General features: G+C 74.6%; 10 protein-coding genes. 5 read left to right on the top strand and 5 right to left on the bottom strand.

What is annotated here, in order from left to right; all coding sequences use genetic code 11:
- Nucleotides 1-41 precede the first annotated feature (41 nt).
- From ACFTZC_RS29580 to ACFTZC_RS29570, 3 genes are all read right to left on the bottom strand, one after another.
- Complete coding sequence (locus ACFTZC_RS29580) at nt 42-830, bottom strand: ABC transporter permease (RefSeq protein ID WP_382894833.1); 789 nt, start codon at nt 828-830, stop codon at nt 42-44.
- The gene (locus tag ACFTZC_RS29575) at nt 827-1441 is read right to left on the bottom strand and encodes an ABC transporter ATP-binding protein (protein WP_382894831.1); all 615 of its coding nucleotides are present in this window, start codon (nt 1439-1441) and stop codon (nt 827-829) included. The genes ACFTZC_RS29580 and ACFTZC_RS29575 overlap by 4 nt, the downstream gene beginning before the upstream one ends.
- A gap of 103 nt (nt 1442-1544) precedes the next feature.
- Nucleotides 1545-2900, bottom strand: a complete 1356-nt coding sequence (locus ACFTZC_RS29570) for a wax ester/triacylglycerol synthase domain-containing protein (RefSeq protein ID WP_382894829.1) — start codon at nt 2898-2900, stop codon at nt 1545-1547.
- 432 nt (nt 2901-3332) lie between these two features.
- On the opposite strand from ACFTZC_RS29570, the gene ACFTZC_RS29565 reads away from it, so the two are divergent.
- From ACFTZC_RS29565 to ACFTZC_RS29550, 4 genes are all read left to right on the top strand, one after another.
- Entirely contained in the window at nt 3333-4475 is a 1143-nt protein-coding gene (locus ACFTZC_RS29565; protein WP_382894828.1) for an SDR family oxidoreductase, read from the top strand.
- 81 nt (nt 4476-4556) lie between these two features.
- Nucleotides 4557-6152: a PfaD family polyunsaturated fatty acid/polyketide biosynthesis protein gene (locus ACFTZC_RS29560; protein ID WP_382894826.1), complete on the top strand. Its 1596-nt coding sequence runs from the start codon at nt 4557-4559 to the stop codon at nt 6150-6152.
- 56 nt (nt 6153-6208) lie between these two features.
- Entirely contained in the window at nt 6209-12256 is a 6048-nt protein-coding gene (locus ACFTZC_RS29555; RefSeq protein WP_382894824.1) for an SDR family NAD(P)-dependent oxidoreductase, read from the top strand.
- A gap of 78 nt (nt 12257-12334) precedes the next feature.
- On the top strand, nt 12335-19105 hold the full coding sequence (locus tag ACFTZC_RS29550; protein ID WP_382894822.1) for a beta-ketoacyl synthase N-terminal-like domain-containing protein: 6771 nt from the start codon (nt 12335-12337) through the stop codon (nt 19103-19105).
- Nucleotides 19106-19132: 27 nt separating this feature from the next.
- Here the strand turns inward: ACFTZC_RS29550 and ACFTZC_RS29545 are convergent, their stop codons facing one another.
- Complete coding sequence (locus ACFTZC_RS29545; protein WP_382894820.1) at nt 19133-19993, bottom strand: helix-turn-helix transcriptional regulator; 861 nt, start codon at nt 19991-19993, stop codon at nt 19133-19135.
- 126 nt (nt 19994-20119) lie between these two features.
- Between ACFTZC_RS29545 and ACFTZC_RS29540 the strand changes: the two genes are divergently transcribed.
- Nucleotides 20120-21115, top strand: coding sequence for an aldo/keto reductase (locus ACFTZC_RS29540; RefSeq protein ID WP_382894818.1), 996 nt, complete (start codon nt 20120-20122; stop codon nt 21113-21115).
- Between the two features lie 51 nt (nt 21116-21166).
- Here ACFTZC_RS29540 and cobF read toward each other — a convergent pair whose 3' ends face one another.
- On the bottom strand, nt 21167-22018 hold the full coding sequence (gene cobF / locus ACFTZC_RS29535) for a precorrin-6A synthase (deacetylating) (RefSeq protein ID WP_382894851.1): 852 nt from the start codon (nt 22016-22018) through the stop codon (nt 21167-21169).
- Nucleotides 22019-22086: the final 68 nt, after the last annotated feature.

Here is a 22086-nt window from a genome sequence, read left to right as displayed (position 1 = left end):
GCGGCCCCGGCCTCATCGTTCACCACTCACTGGGACATGCGTCAAACCTCGCGCTCCCGGCGCGAGCGGAGCGGGAGCGCGTCGCGGGTGCGCCGGCGGAAGACCAGGAACGCGGCGAACGCCGCGCCGGTGAGCCAGAGGAGCTGGATCGCGAGGCCCTGGGCCACCGGCGCGGTGGAGAAGGCCGCGGCCATGCTGGCCTGTACGGCCCCGTACGAGGGCAGGAAGCGTACGACGGCGCTGTCCGATCCGGAGCTGGAGAGCGGGTTCTGGAGTGCGACATCGAGGATGCTGATCATCAGGATGGCGAACATTCCCTCCACCTCGCGGCGGAGCACCGACCCCAGGACCACTCCGAGCGCGCCGTAGGTCAGGGCGGCGCAGAACAGCGCGGTGGCGAGCAGGAAGGGCTGTCGGGGGGACCAGGCGAAGCCGGCGGCGGCCGTGGCGTACGCGGCGATGGCGGCACAGACCAGGGTGAGCGCGGAGAGCTTGGCGAGCACCAGATGGATGCGCGGGTACCCCGCCATCGCCAGCCGCCGGTCGAAGGCGCCGCCCGTGAAGGTGGCGGCGAACATCATGAACCCGGCGATCAGGGTGACCGCGTTCAGCGCCCCGGTGATCTGGGTGAGTTGGTTGCCGGGCGGGGACAGGATCTCGCCCGTGGCCCGCAGCCGGAAGGGCGCCGGCCGGTCGGGAATGCTCACGTAGGCCAGGGCGATCCAGAGGGGGATGTACACGACCACCAGCAGCATCGCGAACCGGTTGCGGGCGTGCCCGATCAGCGCGTACCGGGAAGCCGTGAGGAACAGGGTCCAGTGCCTCCTCATGCCGCCGCCTCCGGCCGCCGGTCCTGGCGGGTGAGGCGTCCGCCCTCCAGGCGGTACAGCTCGTCCAGCCGGTCGACGTCGTACGCCAGGTGGGAGACGACCAGCACCGAGCGTCCGGCGTCGCGGAGTTCGGTCGCCAGCTCCCAGAAGCGCAGATACGTCTCCCAGTCGAAGCCCTGGTACGGCTCGTCCAGCAGCAGCACGTCCGGGTCGTGCATGAGCGCCAGGGCCAGGTTCAGCTTCTGCCGCGAGCCCCCGCTGAGCACGCCCGCGCGCTGGTCGAGGTACTCGGTCAGCGCCAGGGCCTCCATCACTTCCCCGGCCCGCCGCAGGTCCGCGAGCCCGAAGGCGTGGCGGAAGAGGTCCAGGTGCTGGCGGACGGTGAAGGAGTCGTCCAGGACCACGGACTGCGGGCAGTAGCCGAACCTCCCGCTGTGGTGGACCGAGCCCCGGTCGGGCCTGAGTTCGCCGGAGAGGATCTTGAGCAGCGTCGTCTTGCCCGCGCCGTTCTCCCCGACGATCCCGGCGAGGACCCCGGACCGCAGATGGAGGTCGACACCGCGCAGGACGACGTGCTTGCGGTAGGCATGGTGCACATCTCTGACGTCCATCGGGCCGCTCCGTCCATGCCAGGTCTCCGTCCTGAGGGCGGCGAGACCGCTCCGTCCGTGCACAACGAGCGTGCGGCGCGGCGGAAACGGCGCCGTGCGCCGCTCACTTGGGCGCCGGGGCACCCGCCAGTTCTGCCACCGCCCGCTCCCACAGGTCGGGCAGCGACTCCCCGAGGGGAAGGGAACGGTCTGCCAGGAAGGACACCTCGGCCCAGGTGTCGAAGAAGGAGAGGCCCACCCCGAAGAGGTGTCCGGGCACGAGCAGGGGGAGCAGTGCGGTTCCGGTCACCGGGGTCTCCCCCAGGCTGCCCTGGTCGGCGAGAGGCATGGACGTGGCCATGACGTCGGTGACACGCGGGGAGATCACCCGTCGCAGGTACCACTCGGTCGGACGGTCCGGCATGAACCGGACCAGGTCCTGAATGGCCTGCCGCCAGGCCTCGCCCCGCAGCTTCCGGGTCCTCGCCATGACGCGGTCCACCCGCCACAGGGGCGAATCGCCGGCCCGGCCGCCCTGCTCGCCTTGCGCGCCCCGCTCGCTCCGGGAGGCGTCCGCGTCTTGCGGGCCCGTCCGTACGGGCAGCTCCAGCGGCACGGCGAAACAGCGATTGCCCCAGGTCTGATCCTCGTCGGGGCGGCGCGCGTCGACGGGCACCAGTGCCGTGACCCGTGGGAGCGGTACGCCGGACCGCGCCGACCAGGCCGCCAACGCCCCGGCGAGCGCGGCCAGATGGACGTCGTGGGCCGAGCCGCCGCGCGCCGCGCCGATCCGGCGGAGTTCACCTGCCGGTACCCGGCCGCGCCACAGCCGCCTCTCGCCCGTGGGGACGAAGGGGGCGGCTGCCGGCCGGGGGCCGCGGCCGACGAGGGAGGCGGACGCGAACTTCGCGGCCAGCCCGACAGCCGTGGCCACCCGTCGGGGCAGGTCGGTCCGGCGGCCCTTCCCCGGCACCGGGCGAGCCGAGGGTTCCCCCTCGCCCAGCATGGTCCGGAACGTCATCGCGGCGGCCGCACCGTCCTGACAGGCGTGGTGGAACCGGTAACACACCGCGTACCGGTCGGGCGCGTGGCCGTGGACCAGCCAGACCCCCCAGTACGTGCCGGGCGCGAACGGCGCGTTGATCGCGGTGTGCAGGGCCTGGTCCCACTCCCCGGGGCCGTCGGCGACCACCTCGTGGACGTGCCGGTCGACGGCGAAGTCCGTGTCCGTCCGCCACCGGGGGCGTCGCGGCCCGCCCTCGACCCGGCAGGTCAGCAGGGGCAGTTGGGGCAGGCGGAAGCCCACGTACGCGCGGAGCTCCGCCAGGCTCGGGGGCGGACCGCTCAGATACGCGACGCCACCGGCGTCCCAGCGGGCGCCGGGGTGGCGGCGTTCCATACCGAGGAACGCGCGGTCGAGCGCGTGGGCGGGGTGGCGGGGCGAGGGGACGGACGGGACTGACGGAACGGACTCATGCATCGGAGGACTCCAGTTCGTGCCTACGGACGGCACGCCCCGCCCGCCGACCAGCGTCGCGCGCCTCGGGTCCACGCCCCGGCCGGCACCCAGGGAATCACCCGAAAGGAGGACATGGCCGCGGCCCGTACCGCCGGGGCCGCTTCCGTCAGGTCCGTACGGCCGGGCCCTGGCCTGGGACGGAAGGCTCCTCGGGGGACCGTCCGGAGCGCACCCTGGCCGTGGTGCGGGTAATCCGTTCGGGTGAGGAGGAGAAATCGGGGGCCTTCCACCGCCCGCCTTCTGACACTGTGTGCGGTGCGTCAGCGGTCGCCGGCCCCGGGGAAAGGCCCTCTCCGCGTCGTCGAAATGCCCTGGTAGCTCCGCACCGACGACAACCCGCCACCGTACGCGGTCGCGGTCCGGTCCTCTTCCGAACCCCTTGGAGTCGTGGTCGTGCATGTCGCCCTCACCGGCGCCACCGGATTCCTCGGACTGCGCCTGTTGCGTCGTCTGCTCACCAGACACCGATCGGTGACGGTCCTGTCCCACGCCGGCTCGGGCGACGCGCTGCACCGCATCGCCCGGTTCTTCGAGGTGACCGGCGCGCCCGAGGCGTTCACCGCCGAACTCGCCGACCGGCTGCGGGTGGTGGAGACCGAACTGGAGCGGCCCCGGCTGGGTCTGCCGGTGCGCGCCTTCCGGGAGCTGGCCGACGGTCTCGGCGCGATCTGGCACAGCGCGGGCAGCATCAACCTGGAGGGAGACCTTCCCGAGTTGCGCCGGACCAATGTCGAAGGCACCCGGCACGTACTGGAGTTGGCCGCCGCCGGACGCGGGCGGCCCGTGGTCCACCACGTCAGTACCGCGTTCGTGGCCGGCGGGCGGCGCGAGGGAGTGGCGTACGAGGACGAACTGGACGGCGCGTACGGCTTCGAGAACGCCTACGAACGCTCCAAGTACGAGGCGGAGAAGCTGATCCACGCCTGGTCGCGGGAGCATGCCCGTCCGGTCGTGGTGCTCCGGCCGAGCATCCTGGTCACGGATCTGCCGCCGCACCCGGAGCTGCCCTCGCATCCGCTCCAGGTCGTCGAGCGGATCATGCGCGACGCGCGGCGCACCGCCGGAGGCGGGGGCCCGGAGCGCGACGGCCGCCCCCATGTCCGGCTGAGGGGGCATCCGCACGGCCGGCTCAACCTGCTGCAGGTGGACCACGCGGCCGAACTCATGGTGCGCCTCGCCGACCGGGCGCCCTCGGGCGGGGTCGACACGTACCACGTCGTCCATGACCGTGACGTGCCCGTGCCGTTGCTCGTGGCCCTGCTGGAACGGCTGGTGCCGGTCTCGGTCGAGCTGGTCGGCACGGAGCCGGACGACCCGTCGGCGCTGGAGTCCCTGCTGGACTTCTACCCGGGGCTGGCGGTCTATCTCACCCACCGGCGGCGCTTCGACGACACCCGGGTCAGGGCCCTGCTCGGTCCTTCGGCGGCCTCCGACCGGGTGGACCTCGACTACCTCTGTTCCGGCCTGGCCGCGAGGGACCACGTCCGCGCCGGGCCGGCGGCCGGGCCCGGTCTCTCCTCCGCCCGGTACTCCTGAGCACCCGCCCGGTACTCCCGAACGGCCGTCCGCGCCACCGAGCCTGCCCGTCAGCCCCCGCCAACTCCCGCTGGAGCCCCCGTGTCCGTCCTCGCCGCTCCCGGCTCCCCCGCCGGGTCCCCGCCGGTCTTCTCCCCCGAGGAGATCGCCGCGCTGGCCCGGCGCATCCGGGAACCCGTCCACGTCGTCAACGGCCCCGGCGGCCGTGAGCTGGGGCTCGCGACCGGTCCCGGTCCCGGGTCGGGGTCCGGTGCGCCGGTACTCGGTACGCTGCCACCGCTGTACCCCGAGTGGCTCGGCGGGCGCACCTTCTGCGAGGCGCACGGCGTCCGTTTCCCCTATGTCGCCGGGGAGATGGCGAACGGCATCGCGACCACCCGGATGGTGTCCGCGATGGCCCGTGCGGAGATGCTCGGGTTCTTCGGCGCCGGCGGCCTGGCCTACGGCGACGTGGAGCGGGCCGTGCACACGCTCGCCGACGAGTTGCGTTCCCGTCCGAACTGGGGCGTGAACCTCATCCACTCACCGGCCGAACCCGAGCTGGAGTTCCGCGTCGCCAAGCTGCTGCTGCGGTACGGGGTGCCCCGGATCTCGGCGTCGGCGTTCATGGAGCTGACCCCCGCCGTCGTGCTGTGCTCGGCCCGGGGGCTGCGCCGGGGCGCGGACGGCCGGATCGTCCGGCGTACGCGGATGCTCGCCAAGGTCTCCCGCCCCGAGGTCGCCGAAAGGTTCCTCTCGCCCGCCCCGGCCGCGCTGCTGGACCGGCTCGTCGGAGAGGGGGAGTTGACGCCCGAGGAGGCGGGCCTCGCGGCCCTCGTACCGGTGGCCGAGGACATCACCGTGGAGGCGGACAGCGGAGGACACACCGACAACCGGCCGCTGTCGGTCCTGCTGCCGAGGATCGCCTCGCTGCGCGACACACTGTGCCGGCGGTTCGGCTACCACCGGGCGGTCGGGGTCGGCGCGGCCGGCGGGCTGGGCACACCGGACGCGGTGGCCGCCGCCTTCGCCCTCGGCGCGTCCTACGTGGTCGTCGGGTCGGTGAACCAGACGGCCACCGAGGCGGGGCTGTCCGACGAGGCCAAGGCGATGCTCTGCGCGGCGGACGTCGCCGATGTGACGATGGCACCCGCGGCGGACATGTTCGAGCTGGGCGTCCAGCTGCAAGTGCTCTCCCGGGGAACGATGTTCGCCCAGCGGGCCGGCCGGCTCCACGCTGCGTACCGGGCCCACGGTTCGCTGGAGGAGATCCCGCCCTCGGTGCGCGCCCCGATCGAACGGGATGTGCTGCGCGCCCCGTTCGACGAGGTCTGGCAGCGCACCGTCGCGTTCTGGGAGCGGCGCGATCCCACCGAGATCACCCGGGCCGAGTCCGACCCCAAGCACCGGATGGCGCTGGTCTTCCGCTGGTACCTGGGCAGTTCGAGCCGGTGGGCGATCACCGGCGAGACGGCCCGGCGTGCCGACTACCAGATCTGGTGCGGTCCCGCGATGGGCGCGTTCAACCGATGGGCCGCGGGCACCTTCCTGGCCGAGCCGGCGAACCGGTCCGTGGTGCAGATCGCGCTCAACCTGCTCGAAGGCGCCGCGGTACTCACCCGCGCCCATCAACTGCGTACCTACGGGGTCCCGTTGCCGTCCGACGCGTTCACCTACACACCGTGCGCGCTGGCATGAGCGGCCCCGGTGCGCCCGATCCGTCAACTGCCGCCGTCCGAACCCGAGGAGAGACCGTGACCGCCTCCACCCCTCGCCAGGTGCCCGTCGCCGTGGTCGGTGCCGGCGCCCTGGTGCCCGGCGCGACCGACGCGGCCGGCTACTGGCGGATCGTGACCGGCGGCCAGGACCTGATGACCGAGGTGCCGCCCTCCCGCTGGCTGGTGGCGGACCACTACGACCCGGATCCGGCCGCCCCCGACAGGACGTACGCCCGCCGGGGCGCGTTCCTGCCGGACGTCGACTTCGACCCGATGGCGTACGGTGTGCCGCCCACCAGCCTGTCCTCGACGGACACCGCGCAGCTGCTCGCCCTGATGGTGGCCGACCAGGTGCTCACCGACGCCGGTGGCCTGCCGGACATGGACCGGGACCGGGTGGGCGTCGTCCTCGGGGTCTCCGCGCTGGAACTGCTCCCGCACATGTACGGTCGCACCGAACGCCCCGTGTGGCTCAAGGCGTTGCGCGAGAGCGGACTCACCGAGGCCGACGCGCGGGCGGTGTGCGACCGGATCTCGGCACACTACACACCGTGGCGGGAATCGACCTTCCCCGGGCTGCTCAGCAATGTCGTCGCGGGCCGGATCGCCAACCGGTTCGATCTGCACGGCACCAACCACACCACCGACGCCGCCTGCGCCAGCTCCCTGGCGGCGCTGTCCACCGCGGTCGGCGAACTGGCCCTCGGCCGGGCGGATCTGGTGATCAGCGGTGGTGTGGACACCGGCAACGGGATCGGCATGTTCCTGTCCTTCTCCAAGACCCCCGCGCTCTCCCCCAGTGGTGACTGCCGGCCGTTGTCGGACGCGGCGGACGGCACGATGCTCGGCGAGGCGGTGGTCATGTACGCGCTGAAGCGGCTGTCCGACGCGGAGCGGGACGGCGACCGCGTCCACGCGGTGGTCCGGGGCATCGGCACCTCGTCCGACGGCAGGAGTTCGGCGATCTACGCACCGCTGCCCGGCGGTCAGGCCCGGGCCCTGCGACGCGCCTACGAGGAGGCGGGCTACGGTCCGGGCACCGTGGAGCTGGTCGAGGCGCACGGGACCGGTACGAAGGCCGGGGACACGGCGGAACTCGACGCGCTGAACGAGGTGTTCGGGGCTTCGGGGCGTACGGACGGGCAGTGGTGCGCGATCGGCTCGGTCAAATCGCAGATCGGCCACACCAAGTGCGCGGCGGGCGCGGCGGGGCTGCTCAAGGCGGTCATGGCACTGCACCACAAGGTGCTGCCGCCGACCATCAAGGTCGACCGGCCGAATCCGGCGGCGGCCACCCCGGACGGTCCGTTCTACGTCAACACCGAGGCCCGGCCGTGGGTACGGCCCGCCGGTCACCCGCGCCGGGCGTCGGTGTCGAGCTTCGGCTTCGGGGGCAGCAACTTCCACGTCACACTGGAGGAGTACGTGCCCTCGGGCACCCCGGGCCGGTCGGCGCCGCGCCACCGCTGCGCGCCCGGCGAACTCGTCCTGTTCAGCGGCGCGTCCCCGGACGCCCTGGTGGCGCCGGACACCGGCGACGACCGCCCGCTGGCCGCGCTCGCGCGGGAGAGCCACAGCGCGTTCTCGCCCACCGATCCGGTACGGCTGGCCGTCGTCGCCACCGGCGTGGAGGAGTTGCGGGAACGGTACGCGCAGGCGCTCGCGCTGATCCGGCGGCGGCCCGGCACACCGTTCTCGACACCGACGGGGATCCGGTACGCCGCGGGGACACCGGCGCCCGGCCGGATCGGCTTCCTCTTCCCGGGGCAGGGGTCCCAGTACGTCGGCATGGGCGCCGGTCTCGCGATGCTGGCACCGGCGGCCCAGAGCGTGTGGGACGAGTTGGGCGGCACCGGGTTCGACGGAGTGCCGCTGCACCGGGTGGTGTTCCCGCCGCCCGCCTTCACCGACGAGGAGCGCGCGGCCCAACAGGCATCGCTGGCCGCCACCGAGTGGGCGCAGCCGGCGCTCGCGGTGCACTCGCTCGCGCTGCTGGCAGTGGTGCGGTCCCTGGGCCTGCGGCCCGACTGCGCGGCGGGCCACAGCTTCGGTGAGCTGGTGGCGCTGCACTGTGCGGGTGTCCTGGACGCCGGGTCGCTGGTCACCTTGGCCCGCAGGCGCGGTGAGCTGATGCGGGACGCGTCCGCCGTGCCGGGGGCGATGCTCGCCGTGGCGGCGGACCGGGTGCGCGTGGCGGCGCTACTGGCCGGTGGCGGACCCGGCGGACCTGGTGGCCCCGGCGGACTGGGTGGACTGGGCGGACTGGGTGGCCTCTGGCCGGCCAACCACAATTCCCCTCACCAGACGGTACTTTCCGGGACAAAGGAGGCGATCGCGCGGGCCGAGAAGGTGTTCGCGGCCGAGCGGGTCGGCACCCGCCGGCTGACCACCTCGACCGCCTTCCACAGCCCGCTGGTCGCCCCGGCCGGTGAACCGCTCGCCGCGTTCCTGCGCACGGTCCCGCTCACGGAACCCCGGATCGAGGTGTACGGCAACGCGGACGCGGCCCCGTACCCGGCCTCCTCCGACGGGATACGCCGCCGGATCGCCGGCCAACTCGCCTCGCCGGTGCTCTTCCAGGACCAGATCGAGGCGATGTACGCGGCGGGGGTGCGGACCTTCGTCGAAGTGGGCGCGGGCTCCGCGCTGACCGGACTGGTCGGGCAGATCCTCGGCGACCGCGAGCACGCGGCCGTCCCCCTGGACCGGCCGGGCAGGTCCGGGGTCAGCACCCTGCACACCGCGCTCGCCGAACTCGCCGTACGCGGTGTGCCCCTGGACCTCGCCCCCCTCTGGGCGCCGTACGCCGCACCCGGAACGGCGGCGAAGGAGCGCGGGCCCCGGATGACCGTGAAGATCAGCGGCGCCAACCACGGTCAGCTCTACCCACCCCGGGCCGGAGCCCCGGCACCGCCCCCGCCCGCGTCCCTTCCTGCTCCTGCTCCTGCTCCTGCTCCTGCTCCAGTCACAGCCCCCGCTCCCGACACTCTGGCGGTTCCCATGCCCGCTCACGTCTCCACCACCCTCCGCGCCACGGAGCCACCGGCGTGCGACACGGCGCCCGCCGACGACACCGGGCCCGGGGCCACCGTCGGAGCCGACTGGTACGCCGCGGTCGAGAGCGTCCAGCGGCAGACGGCGGAGGCCCATGCCGCCTGTCAACGCATGCTGACGGACAGCCATATCGCGTTCCTGCGGATGACCGAGACCACCCTGAGCGCGATGCTCGGGGCGAACGGCGGGCCAGGAGGAGAAGGAGGGGTACGAGGAATCCCCGGCGGCGCGGATCAAGGCTCCCTGGACCAGGGCGTCGGGGGGATGGTCGAGGCCCCGGCTCCCCCGGCGCCGCGGCCACTCCCCCGCCCTCCGGCGCCGCGCGGGGAGCCGGCGCCCGTAACCCCGCCGGCACCCGCGCCGTCCGCCGCCGAGGACCGGGCGCCGGCTGTCTCCACCGCGCCCCTGTCGGCATCGGAGCTGGAGGAGCTGCTGCTCTCGGTGGTGGCCCGGCTCACCGGCTATCCCGTGGACATGCTGGGCATGGACATGGAGCTGGAGGCGGATCTGGGGGTCGACTCCATCAAGCGCGTCGAAATCCTGTCCGCCGTGCGTCGGCAGATCGGCGACGTCGTGGCGGGGGATGTCGGTCGGCTCGGCAAGCTCCGCACCCTGCGCGAGATCGTCGAGGCGCTCACCACGGCCACCGGCACGGAGGTTGCCGAGGCCCCCGAGGCCGCCACCCTGCCCGCCGACTACGGGGCCGGTACCGGGGCCGGGACCAGGCAGAAGGCAGCGCTGACCAGGCTGGTGCCGCGCGCGGTGGAGTCACCGGCGGCGGGGCTGGCGATGGCGGGACTCCTCGACGGGCCGCTCGTGGTGACGGGCGAGGGGCCCGGCGGCGGGCTCACCGGCCTCGTCGCACGGAAGCTGGCGGAGCGCGGCGTGGACGCCACCGCCGTCGCGGAGGTGCCCGAGGACGCGCGCGGTGTCGTACACCTCGGCGCGCTGACCGGGAGCGGCGCGCCGGAAGAGGCGCGGGAGGTCCACCGGTCGGTGTTCCGCGCGGCCCGTTCGGTGGCGGCCCGGACGGCCGGGCGGGGCGGGCTGTTCGTGACCGTGCAGGACACCGGGGGCGACTTCGGGCTCGGCGGTCACGCGCCCGGCCGCGCATGGCTGGGCGGTGTCGCCGGTCTGGTCAGGACGGCGGCGAAGGAGTGGCCGGACGCCTCGGTCAAGGCCGTCGACTGCGAACGGGGCGGCCGGAGCGACGAGGCGGTCGCCGAGGCAATCGTACGGGAGTTGCTCGAAGGCGGCCCCGCCACGGAGGCCGGTCTCCGCGCGGACGGTACCCGCACCACCCTCCGGTCCGTGCCCGCACCGGTGACGCCCGCCGCCGCGCCGAGGATCACCTCCGCGTCGGTGATCGTGGCCACGGGCGGGGCTCGCGGGGTGACCGCCGCCGCGCTGCTGGACCTGGCCAGGACGCACCGTCCGCGGATCGTGCTGCTCGGCAGGACGGAACCGGTCCCCGAGCCCGACGGGGCCGCCTCGGCCGACGACGAACCGGCGCTCGTCCGGCTGCTCGCGGAACACACCGCGGAACACGCCGCCGACCACGCCGCGGAGCACTCCACCGGAGACAGTGCGGACTCCTCGCCCGCCCGGATCACGGCACGGGCCCGGGAGATCCTGGCCGCGCGTGAGGTACGGGCGACGCTGGCCGCGCTGGAGGCGGCGGGGTCGCCCGTCCGGTATGTCCGGGCCGACATCCGCGACGGCGAGGCCCTCGCCGCCGCGCTGCGCGACGTACGCGACGCGTGGGGCCCGGTCACCGGCATCGTGCACGGTGCGGGGGTCCTGGCCGACAAGCGGATCGCCGACAAGAGCGACGAGCAGGTCGAGCAGGTGATGTCCACCAAGGTGGACGGTCTGCGCGCGCTGCTGGCCGCGACGGCCGACGATCCGCTGGACGTGATCTGCCTGTTCTCCTCGGTGGCCGCCGGGTACGGCAACGCGGGGCAGAGCGACTACGCCATGGCCAACGAGGTCCTGGGCCAGGTGGCCTCGGCCGAGCAGGCCCGCCGCCCGGACTGCCTGGTGCGGTGCGTCGCCTGGGGACCGTGGCAGGGCGGCATGGTCACGCCCGCCCTGGCCGCGCACTTCGGCCGGTCGGGGGTTCCGCTCATCCCTCTGGAGCAGGGGGCCGCCGCCTTCACCGCCGAGCTGGACGGCACGGCCGGCGAGGCGCGCGTCACGCTGGCGGCCGGGGACGATCCCGCGGCCCTGTCCCCCGTCGGCGATCCGCCGCCGGCCCAGCTGCTGGTCCGGGCGGACACCCTGCCGCACCTGGCCGACCACGCGATCAGCGGGGTTCCCGTGCTGCCCGTGGCGATGGTCCTGAACTGGTTCGCCGGGGCGGCCACCGCCTGGCGGCCGGATGCCGGTCCGCTCGTCCTGCGCGATCTGCGGGTGTACAAGAGATTCGCCCTGCCGGAACTGACCGGCGAGGGCCACCGGCTCACCGTGCACGGGAGCCGGGGCGCGGCCGGTTCGGTGGCGGGGCTGGAGGTGGAGCTGCGGGGCACGGACGGCGTGGCGCACTTCCGGGCCGTGCTGGACTCGGGGGCCCTGGAGCCGGATCCGGCCGGCTGGGGCGGCCCGGAGGGCCTGGAGCCGCTGCACCACGGCGAGTTCTACGACGGACAACTTCTCTTCCACGGCCCCCGGTTCCAGGCCGTCCGTACCCCGCACGGTGTCTCGGAGCACGGCGCCGAGGCCACCGTCGCGGGCCTGCGCGCCCTGGGCTGGCCGGGGGACCACTGGCCGCTCGACCCGGCCGCCGTGGACGGCGCGCTCCAACTCGCCCTGGTCTGGGCGCGGCACGCCGCCGGTGCCGCGACGCTGCCGATGGCCGTCGCGGAGTGCAGGGTGCACCGGCGCGGCCCGGTGGACGGCACCGTGCGGTGTGTGGTCCGGGGCCGGAAGGCGCACAGCACGGGAGCGCGCTGCGACGCGGCGCTGATCGACGCGGACGGAACCGTCCGTCTGGAACTCCTCGGCGTGGAACTCGTCCGCCGTCCCGCCTAGGCGAGGCACTCCGAAGTCCCTCCCGCTTCCTCTGTGTTCGACCCGAGCGCCCCGTCCCCGACCCGGAGTGAGCCCCGTATGGAATGCGAACCGATCGCCGTCGTCGGCCGGGGGTGCGTGCTGCCCGACGCGCTCGATCCGGACACGTTCTGGGAGAACGTCGCGGCGGGCCGCGGCAGCCTGTCCGCCGTGCCCGAGGGCCGGTGGCGGCTGCCGCACCGCTGGGCCATGGGCCCGGTGGACGACCACCTCGACCGCACCTACGGCGATGTCGGCGGGTACGTAAGGGGGTTCGAGTCCGTCTTCGACCCGAGCGGCTTCCTGATCGCCCCGGAGCGGATCCTGTCGCTGGACCCGCTCTTCCACTGGGTCATGTACGGCGCCCGCCAGGCCCTCACGGAGGCGGGCCGCGAGGGTCCGCTGCCGCGCGCGGGACTGGTGCTGGGAAACCTCTCCTACCCCACGCCCCTGGGGACGGCCTTCGCCGAGCATGTCTGGCTGTCCGCCCAGCGCCCGCCGCTCCATGACGCCCTGCTGACGGGAGAGCGCCGGGTGCGGCCCGACGCCCGTAACCGTTTCTCGTCCGGACTGCCCGCCCGGCTCGCCGCCAGGGCGCTCGGGCTCGGCGCGGGCGCGTGGTCCCTGGACGCCGCCTGCGCCTCCTCGCTGTACGCGATCAAGCTGGCGTGCGACCGGCTGCACGACGGCACGGCGGACCTGATGGTGGCCGGGGCGGTCAGCCGGGCCGACCCCCTCTATCTGCACGTGGGGTTCTGCGGGCTGTCCGCGACCAGCCGTACGGGGCGCAGCCGGCCCTTCCACCGGGACGCGGACGGGCTGGTGCACGGCGAGGGCGCCGGGTTCGTCGCCCTGACGAGGCTGTCCGAGGCGCGCGCCGGCGGACTGCCCGTGCTCGGTGTGATCCGCGGTGTCGGGCTCTCCAACGACGGGCGCGGCGCCGGGCTGATCAGCCCGGCGGAGGAGGGCCAGGTACGGGCCATGCGCCTGGCGTACGACGCGGCGGGCCTCGCGCCGGGGACGGTATCGCTCGTCGAGTGCCACGCGACGGGGACACCGGTCGGGGACGCGGTGGAGGCGCGCGCCATGGCCCGGGTCTTCGGGGCCCGGGACGATGTGCCCGTCGGTTCGGCGAAGTCGAACGTCGGGCACCTGCTGGCCTCGGCGGGGGTGACGGGGCTGCTGAAGGTGCTCGGCGCGCTGCGTACGGGGATCCGCCCGGCGACGCTCGGCGCCGAACGGCCGCTGGACGCGCTGGCGGGCACGCCGTTACGGGTGCTGACCGCGCCGGAACCGTGGCCGGGGCCGCGCAGGGCGGCGGTGAGCGCCTTCGGGTTCGGCGGGACCAACGCCCATCTGATCGTGGATCACCCGGACGACGGCGGCCCGGTGTCCGCCGGACGCTCCTCCCCGGCCCGCCCGGTATCCGCCCTCGCCCGCCCGGTGTCCGCCGCGCCCGCCCCCGCCCCGGCACGGGACACGCCGGGCGGCCGGGGCCCGGTGGCGATCGTCGCCCTCGGCGCCCGGGTCGGGGACGGGACCTGCGCCGAGGACTTCCGCCGGGCGGTGCTGGGCGGCGAACGGCGCGGCCCCGCCACGGAGATCGCGGTGGAGCTGACGGACCTGTGTTTCCCGCCGCTCGCCCTGGAGCGGACCGTACGCCATCAGCTCCTGGTGCTGGAGGCCGCCCGGGAGGCCGCGGGGGCGGTGTCCCTGCCCCGCGAGCGGACCATGGTGGTCATCGGTATGGGAGCCGACCCGGAAGTCGCGCGGGCCGGTGCCCGCTGGCGGATTCCGTACTGGCTGGAACAGGCGGGAGCGGGCGGCGCGCTCCCGTCCGCGGCCCTCGCCCAGGACGCCTTCGTGGGGCCGATGACCGCGGAGGGAGTGGTGGGCAGCATGCCGAACCTGGTGGCGAACCGCATCAGCACCCAACTCGACCTGGCCGGAGCGAGCTTCGCGGTGTCGGCGGAGGAGGCGTCCGGGCTGGTGGCGCTGGACGTCGCGGCCCGGGCCGTCCGGGCGGGCGAGGCGGACGCCGCGCTCGTCGGCGCCACCGATCTGTGCCACGGGGTGGCCCACCGGGCCGCGCTGCGGGAGCTGGGGCACGAGAGCGAACCGGGGGACGCCGCCGTCGTCCTGGTCCTCAAGTCCCTGGACACCGCCCGCGGGGACGGTGACACCGTCATCGCCCTGCTCGACGAGAAGCCCGTCAGCTCCGCTGCCTCCACCGACCCCGTCGACGTGCCGGACATGGTCATCGGGGACGGCCCCGACGCGGTGTTCGACCCGGCGTCGGCCTTCGGCCGCGCGCACGCCGCGTACGGGCTGGTCTCCGTCGCGGTCGCCGCGCTCGCGCTCCAGCACCGCGCGGTGCCGTGTCCCGGCCGGCCCGCGGACACCGCGGCCGTCGCGCGCACCGCGCAGGTCGCGGTGACACCGCTGGAGGGGCCTACCGCGGGCGTCCGGCTGCGCGCGGGGGACGCCCGGCCGTGGCTGCGGGGCCCGGCACCGCGCCTGCACGTCTTCTCGGGAGCCGACCGCCGGGAGGTGCTGGCGGCGCTGGAGTCCGGTACGCGGTCCGCCGCCGGCCCGGCCCGGCTGGCGCTGGTGGTCGACGACGACGCCGCGCTGCCGGGCCGCGAGGAGGCCGCCCGCCGCTGGCTGACCGAGGGCGGAATCCGTCCCGCCGACGTGGTGTACCGGGACGGGCCGGTCGCGGGACGGACGGCGTTCGTCTACACCAACGGCTCGGCCGCGTACCCGGGCATGGGCCATGAGCTGATGCTCGCGCTGCCGTGCCTCGGGGAGGCCGTCCGGGCCGGGCACGGGGCGATCGGCGCGCGGCTGCGGTCCCGGACGGAGCGGGGGGTGTTCGACCAGATCTGGGACGCCGCCGAACTCGCCGTCTTCCACACCGTGCTCACCCGGGACGTGCTGGGGCTGCGGCCGGACGCCGCCGTCGGGTACTCCTCGGGCGAGTCGGCCGCGCTGGTCGCGCTGGGTGCCTGGCCGGACGCGGCGGGACTGTACGACGCCACCCTGGACAGCGGGCTCTTCACGACGGAGCTGACCGGTGAACTCCGGGCGGTGCGGCGCCACTGGGAGCGGCTGGGCGTCCAGGGCACCCGCTGGGCCACCTATCTGGTCAACGCGCCCCTGGAGGCGGTACGCCGGGAGCTGGCCGGTGCGGTCGCGGTCCATCTGATGGCGGTGAACGCGCCCGAGGTCTGCGTCATCGGCGGCGAGTCCCGTGCGTGCGGGGCGGTCGTGGCCCGGATCGGCGCGGACCGCGCGATCGAGCTGGACTACGATCTGGCGGCCCACGCACCGGAGTTGGCCGAGGTGCGCGGGGCGTGGCGCGCGGCACACCACCGTCCCACCGTCGATGTCCCCGGGGTGCGCTTCTACAGCGGGGCCGGTGGCGAGCCGTACCGGCCGACGGCCGAGCGGGCCGCCGAGGCGCTCACCGCACAGGGGATGAACACGATCGACTTCGCGGCCACGGTCGAGCGGGCCTGGGCCGACGGCGTCCGGATCTTCGTGGAGCACGGGCCGCGCAAACTGTGCACCGGCTGGGTCAAGCGGGTGCTGGGCGACCGCGACCACGTGGCCGTCGCCCTGGACACCCCGGGCGACACCGGGCTGCGGCAGCTCTGCCTCGCGGTCGCCGAACTCGTCGTCGCCGGGGTGCCGGTCCGCGCCGACGCGTTGTTCGCCCGGCTCGCGGAGGCCGCCACCGAGGTTCCGCGCCCGGGGCCCACCGTCACCGTTCCCGTACCCGCGACTCCGTGTCTGCCGCCGCCGTCCCCGGAGCCGGCCGTGGTGACGCTGCCCCGGGCCCCCGAACTCGTGCCGGTGCCGGACGGGGAGCCCGGCTTGCGGGGCGCGCCGGGCCCCGGGCCCCGGTCGGCGGGAGCGGCGGAGCCCGCAGAAGCGGCCGGGAGCGCGGAGGCAGCCCGGAGCGCAGGAGCCGCTGGAATCGCAGGAGCCGCTGGAGTCGCTGGAGCCTCCGAAGGCATGGAAGCGGCCGGAGTCACAGGAACCGCAGAGGCCGCAGAGGCCGCAGAGGCCGCAGAGGCCGCAGGAGCCGCCGGGATCACAGGGGCCACCGGGGTCCGTGCCGCGGTCGTCCGGCAGAGCCTGCGGGTCGCCGCGCTGCACCGGGAGATCATGGCCGTACACACCGAGGCCCACCAGCGGTTTCTGCGGGTGTCGGCCCTCGCCGTCACCGCGCTGACCGCCGCCGGGCCCGTCCCCGCACCGGCGTCCGGCCCTTCGGCGCCACGCCCGGCCGCCGGCGCGCTCACCCCCGTACGTCCCGAGCGGCTGCCGGAGACCCCACCCGTGCCCACCCAACTGGTGCGGCCGGGGCCGAAGTTCGACCGGGCCCAGCTGGAGCACCTCGCCTCCCGGGAGATCTCCACGCTGTTCGGCCCCCGCTTCGCCGAGCAGGACGCGTACCCGGTGCAGACCCGGATGCCCGAGCCGCCCATGCTGTTCGCGGACCGGGTCACCGGCATCGACGCGGTCCCGGCGGCGCTCGCCGCGCCCGGCCCGGTACGCACCGACGGAACGATCTGGACCGAGACCGACGTCCTGCCCGGCAGCTGGTACCTGGACTCCACCGGGCGCATGCCGGCCGGACTGCTGATCGAGGCGGGCCAGGCGGACCTGCTCCTGCTCAGCTGGCTGGGCGTCGATCTCCTCCACCGGGGCGAGCGCGCCTACCGGCTGCTCGGCTGCGAGGTGACGTACCACGGCAGCCCGCCGGAGGCGGGAGACACCCTGTGCTACGAGATCCACGTCGACGGCCACGCGGAGCACGGCGGCGTCCGGCTGGCCTTCTTCCACTACGAGTGCTTCGTCGACGGCGAGTTGCGGCTGAGCGTCCGCGAGGGCCAGGCCGGGTTCTTCACCCCGGAGGAGCTGGCCGGCGGTGGCGGTGTGCGGTGGGACCCCGCCGAGCATCCGCCCGGTGACGGTCTGCCGCTCGACCCGCCCGCCGTACGGTGCGGGCTGACCCGCTTCGGTACGGAACGGGTCGCGGCCCTGGCCCAGGGCCGGCCGGCGGACTGCTTCGGGCCCGGCTGGGAGGCGACGGCGGCCCAGGTCCGTCCGCCGCGGCTCGATGACGGCCGGCTGCGGCTGATCGACGAGGTGACCGCGTTCGACCCGGCGGGAGGACCGTGGGGCCGCGGCTATCTGCGGGCCGAGACCCCGCTGTCGCCGGACGACTGGTTCTTCGCGGGGCACTTCAAGAACGACCCCTGCATGCCGGGCACCCTGATGCTCCAGGGCGGTCTCCAGGCGATGGCGTTCTACCTGGCGGCGATGGGCTTCACCATGGACCGGGACGGCTGGCGCTTCGAGCCGGTCGACGGCCACCCGTGCCGGACGATGTGCCGGGGCCAGGCAACCCCGTCCGGCCGGCGGGTCGTCTACGAGGTGTTCGTACGCGGTGTCTCGGCCGGACCGGTGCCCACGCTCCACGCCGATGTGCTGGGCTCGGTGGACGGGGCGAAGGCGTTCCTGGGCCGCGACGTGGCGCTGCGGCTGGTGCCCGACTGGCCGCTGTCGCACTGGCGGCGCTCGGGCCCGCCCGCCGTGCAGGACGGCGCCACGCCGGTGCCGCTGCCCCGGCTCGGCGGGCTGGCCGGGCACCGCGAGGAGAAGCCCGTGGCCGCGGCGGCCGACGGGCTGCCCTTCGGCTACGCCTCGCTGCTGGCGTGCGCCTGGGGCAGACCGAGCGAGGCGTTCGGCGCGGCGTACGCGCCCTTCGACGGCGCCCGCAGGGTCGCGCGGCTGCCGGGGCCGCCGTATCACTTCATGAGCCGGATCGTCTCGGTGGACGGGCCGCAGGGCGGGATGCGGGAGGACAGCGCCGTCGTCGCGGAGTACGACGTACCCGCGCGGGCCTGGTACTTCGAGCAGAGCGGCGGCCGTACGATGCCGTTCGCCGTCCTCATGGAGATCGCGCTGCAACCCTGCGGCTGGCTGGCCTCGTACGTGGGCAGCGCGCTGACCACCGGCACGGATCTGCTGTTCCGCAACCTCGACGGGACGGGGACGGTCAGCGGTGAGGTCACCCCGACGACGGGCACGGTCCGTACCCATGCCGTACTGACCCGTGTCTCCCGCGACGGGGACATGATCGTCGAGTCCTTCCGGGTGCGGTGCACGGCCGACGGCGCGCCGCTGTTCGAACTCTCCACGGTCTTCGGCTACTTCCCGCCGTCGGCCTTCGACGACCAGCCGGGCCTCGCGGTGCCGGCCGAGGACCGGGCCAGGATCGACGAGCCCGGCGGGCGCCCGGTCGATCTGGCCGGACGGCCCGCCCGGTACTTCGCCGGGGAACCACGGCTGCCGGGGCCGATGCTGCTGATGCTCGACCGGATCACCGGCTGCTGGCCGGACGGGGGCCGTGCGGGGCTCGGCCGGCTGCGGTCGGAGAAGGACGTGGTCCCGGACGAGTGGTTCTTCCGGGCGCACTTCTTCCAGGACCCGGTGCAACCGGGGTCGTTGGGCCTGGAGGCCATGTGCCAGCTGCTCCAGTACCACCTGCTCGAACGCGGCGCCGCCGACGGCGTCCCGCACCCCCGGTTCGAGCCGGTGCTGCCCGGCCGCGAGACGGTCTGGACGTACCGCGGCCAGATCACCCCGGCCAACCGGCTGATCCGGGTGGACCTGGACATCGTCGAGTCCGGTACGGACGCGCGGGGCCCGTACGCGGTGGCGGACGCGTCGCTGTGGGGTGACGACACGTGCATCTACCGGGTGCGCGGGCTGGGCATGCGCGTGGTCCCCGGCGCCGCTCCCGTACCCGGGTGACCGCCCGGGGAGGGTTCCGCACGCGTTTCACCGTACGGGCGGGCCGGTCCGCCCGGTGGGGAACTCCTGGGTGCCGAGTACCCGCAGCAGATCCAGCCGCTCGCGGGTCCCGGCGTCCGCCGGGGTGAGCACCAGCAGTTGCTGGCGCTGGTCGGGCGTGACCAGGGTCTCGCAGTCCATCAGCAGGCGGCCCACCCTCGGGTGCAGGAAGGTCTTGCGGTCGGCGCGCCGGACCGCCACCTCGTGCTCGGACCACAGCCGGCGGAAGTCGGCGCTCGCGGCCCGCAGCCGGTCGACGAGTCCGGCCACCGCGGGGTCACCGGCCCGGCGGCCGGCGGCCGCGCGCAGGTCGGCCACGAGCTTGCGGGCGTGGTGCTCCCGCTCCTCGGCCGGGCAGATGGCACGGGCGGCGGGATCGGTGAACCAGCGGTGCACGACATAGCGCCGGTCGCCGGAGAACGCGGTGTGGTCGCCCGTGAGCAGGACGGCCGTCCGGTTCTGGGCGAGGATCTCGCCCAGATCGGACAGGACGAGGGCCGGGGTGTCGCCGAGGAGGTCGAGCATGCGGATCAGGCCGGCGCGGGCCAGTCCTGCCACCCCGTCGGCGGGCGGCGGCTGGTGGCCGGCCAGGTGGAACAGATGGTCGCGCTCGTCGTCGGAGAGCCGCAGCGCCCGGGCCAGCGCGCCGAGCAGTTGGGGCGAGGGCTGGCTGCTGCGGCCCTGCTCGATGCGTACGACGTAGTCCACCGACATGCCGGCGAGCATGGCCACCTCTTCCCGGCGCAGGCCGGTGGTGCGGCGCCGGGGGCCGTCGGCGAGGCCGGCCTCCGCCGGGCGGATCGCCTCGCGGCGGCGGCGCAGGAAGTCGGCGAGCTGGTCACGTTCCATGGCCCCATGGTCCCTCGCGAGGGACCGGCCGATCCAGGGAGCGGCTCTCCCATGATGAACGCTCCGCTCCCGTCGGCGGCGGGGCGGGCGCAGGGTGGTGGCAGATCGACCACGAAGGAGAACACGATGCAGATGCGAACCCTGGGCAGCACCGGTCCGGCCGTTTCCGCGCTGGGCCTGGGCGCGATGAGCATGTCGGGCGCCTACGGCGCGGCCGACCGCGCGGAGAGTATCGCCACGGTGCACGCCGCGCTGGAGGCCGGCGTCACACTGATCGACACCGCCGACTTCTACGCGATGGGCCACAACGAGCTGTTGCTCGCGGAGGCGCTGCGCGGCCGGGACCGGGACAGCTACCGGCTGAGCGTCAAGTTCGGCATGCTGCGGGGGCCGGGGCCCGATTTCGGCGGGCATGACGGCCGTCCTGCGGCGGTGAAGAACTTCCTGGCCTACTCGCTGACCCGGCTGGGCACCGACCACGTCGACATCTACCGTCCCGCCCGGCTCGACCCCGCGGTGCCGATCGAGGAGACCGTGGGCGCGGTCAAGGAGTTGATCGACGCCGGGTACGTGCGCCACCTCGGCCTCTCGGAGGTCGACGCGGCGACGGTCCGCCGGGCGCACGCCGTGCACCCGGTGGCCGACCTGCAGATCGAGTACTCGCTGATCTCGCGGGCGGTCGAGGCGGAGGTCCTGCCGACGCTGCGGGAGCTGGGCATCGGACTGACCGCGTACGGCGTCCTCGGCCGCGGCCTCATCTCCGGGCACTGGTCCGCCGGCCGCGCCGCCGGCCCCGGCGACAGCCGCGGTTTCAGCCCCAGGTTCACGAGCGGGAACGTGGAACACAACCTCGGCCTCGTCGAGGCGCTGCGCACGGTCGCCGCGGCGAAGGGGTGCACGGTCGCGCAACTGGCCATCGCCTGGGTGGCCGCGCGGGGCGAGGGCATCGTGCCGCTGGTCGGCGCCCGTACCCGCGAGCGGCTGGCCGAGGCGTTGCCCGCGATGCGGCTGAGCCTCGCCGCGGACGACCTCGCCGAGATCGAGAAGGCGGTGCCGCCGGGCGCGGCGCGCGGCGACCGGTACCCGTCCGCGTTCATGTCGGGCCTCGGCGTGGGGAACTGACGCGGCCCGGTCCTGGAAGCGGCCCGGTCCCGGAAGCGGCCCGGTCCGGTCTCAGGCGGTGGTCCCTTCGGGCCCGTCGCTCTCTCCCTGCGCCGCCGGGGTACGGGGACCGTCCGCCGTCCCCATGCTCCGCAGCAGGTACGTGTCCATGATCCAGCCGTGCCGGGCCCGCGCGTCGGCCCGTACGGCGCGGATACGGTCCGACACCTCGCGCAGCGGCCCGGCGATCAGCAATTCGTCCGGTGTGCCGAGGTAGGCGCCCCAGTAGATCCAGACGTCGTCGCCCTCGACCTCGGTGAACGACGCGTGCGCGTCGAGCATGACGACGATGTCGCCGTGGTCGCCGTCGTCGCCCCGGCCGAGGTCGGGGAGGTGACGGGCCGGGGTGATGTGCACCGGCCTGCCCACCCGGTTGAGGGGGATACGGTGCCGGGCGGCGAGCGTGGAGACGCTGGTGATGCCCGGGATCACCTCGATCGCCGTGGAGACGGAGCCGCGGGCCTCGACGGCGGAGAGGATCCCGAGGGTGCTGTCGTAGAGCGACGGATCGCCCCAGACGAGAAAGGCGGCGGTCTCCCCCGGCCCCATCTCCTCGCGCAGGAGGCGTTCGAAGAGGTCCGCCCGGCGGTCGCGCCAGTCCTGGACGGCGGACCGGTAGGCGCCGTGGTCCATCGGGCGGCGGTCCCGGCCCGGGTCCGTCACCCGCACGACGCGGTACGGGCCCCGCGCGTGCTCCTCGATCATGGTGTGGCGGAGATCGGTCAGCGATTCCTTCTCCCGCCCCTTGCCGACGACGAAGAAGACATCGGCACGGCCCATGGCCTTCACGGCCTGGAGGGTCAGGTGGTCGGGGTCGCCCGCTCCGATGCCGATGACGAGGATCGCGCGCTGCTCCCTGCTCATGGGCGTCATGGGCCCAGTCTCCCAGGGCCGGTCCCACCGCGGGATCCGGCCCGGCAAACCACCATGAA

This window comes from Streptomyces sp. NPDC056987, assembly GCF_042673865.1.
In the GTDB taxonomy this organism is placed as follows: domain Bacteria; phylum Actinomycetota; class Actinomycetes; order Streptomycetales; family Streptomycetaceae; genus Streptomyces.
Note: the sequence above shows the minus strand (reverse complement) of the source record. Positions and strands in the feature narration are given on the sequence as shown.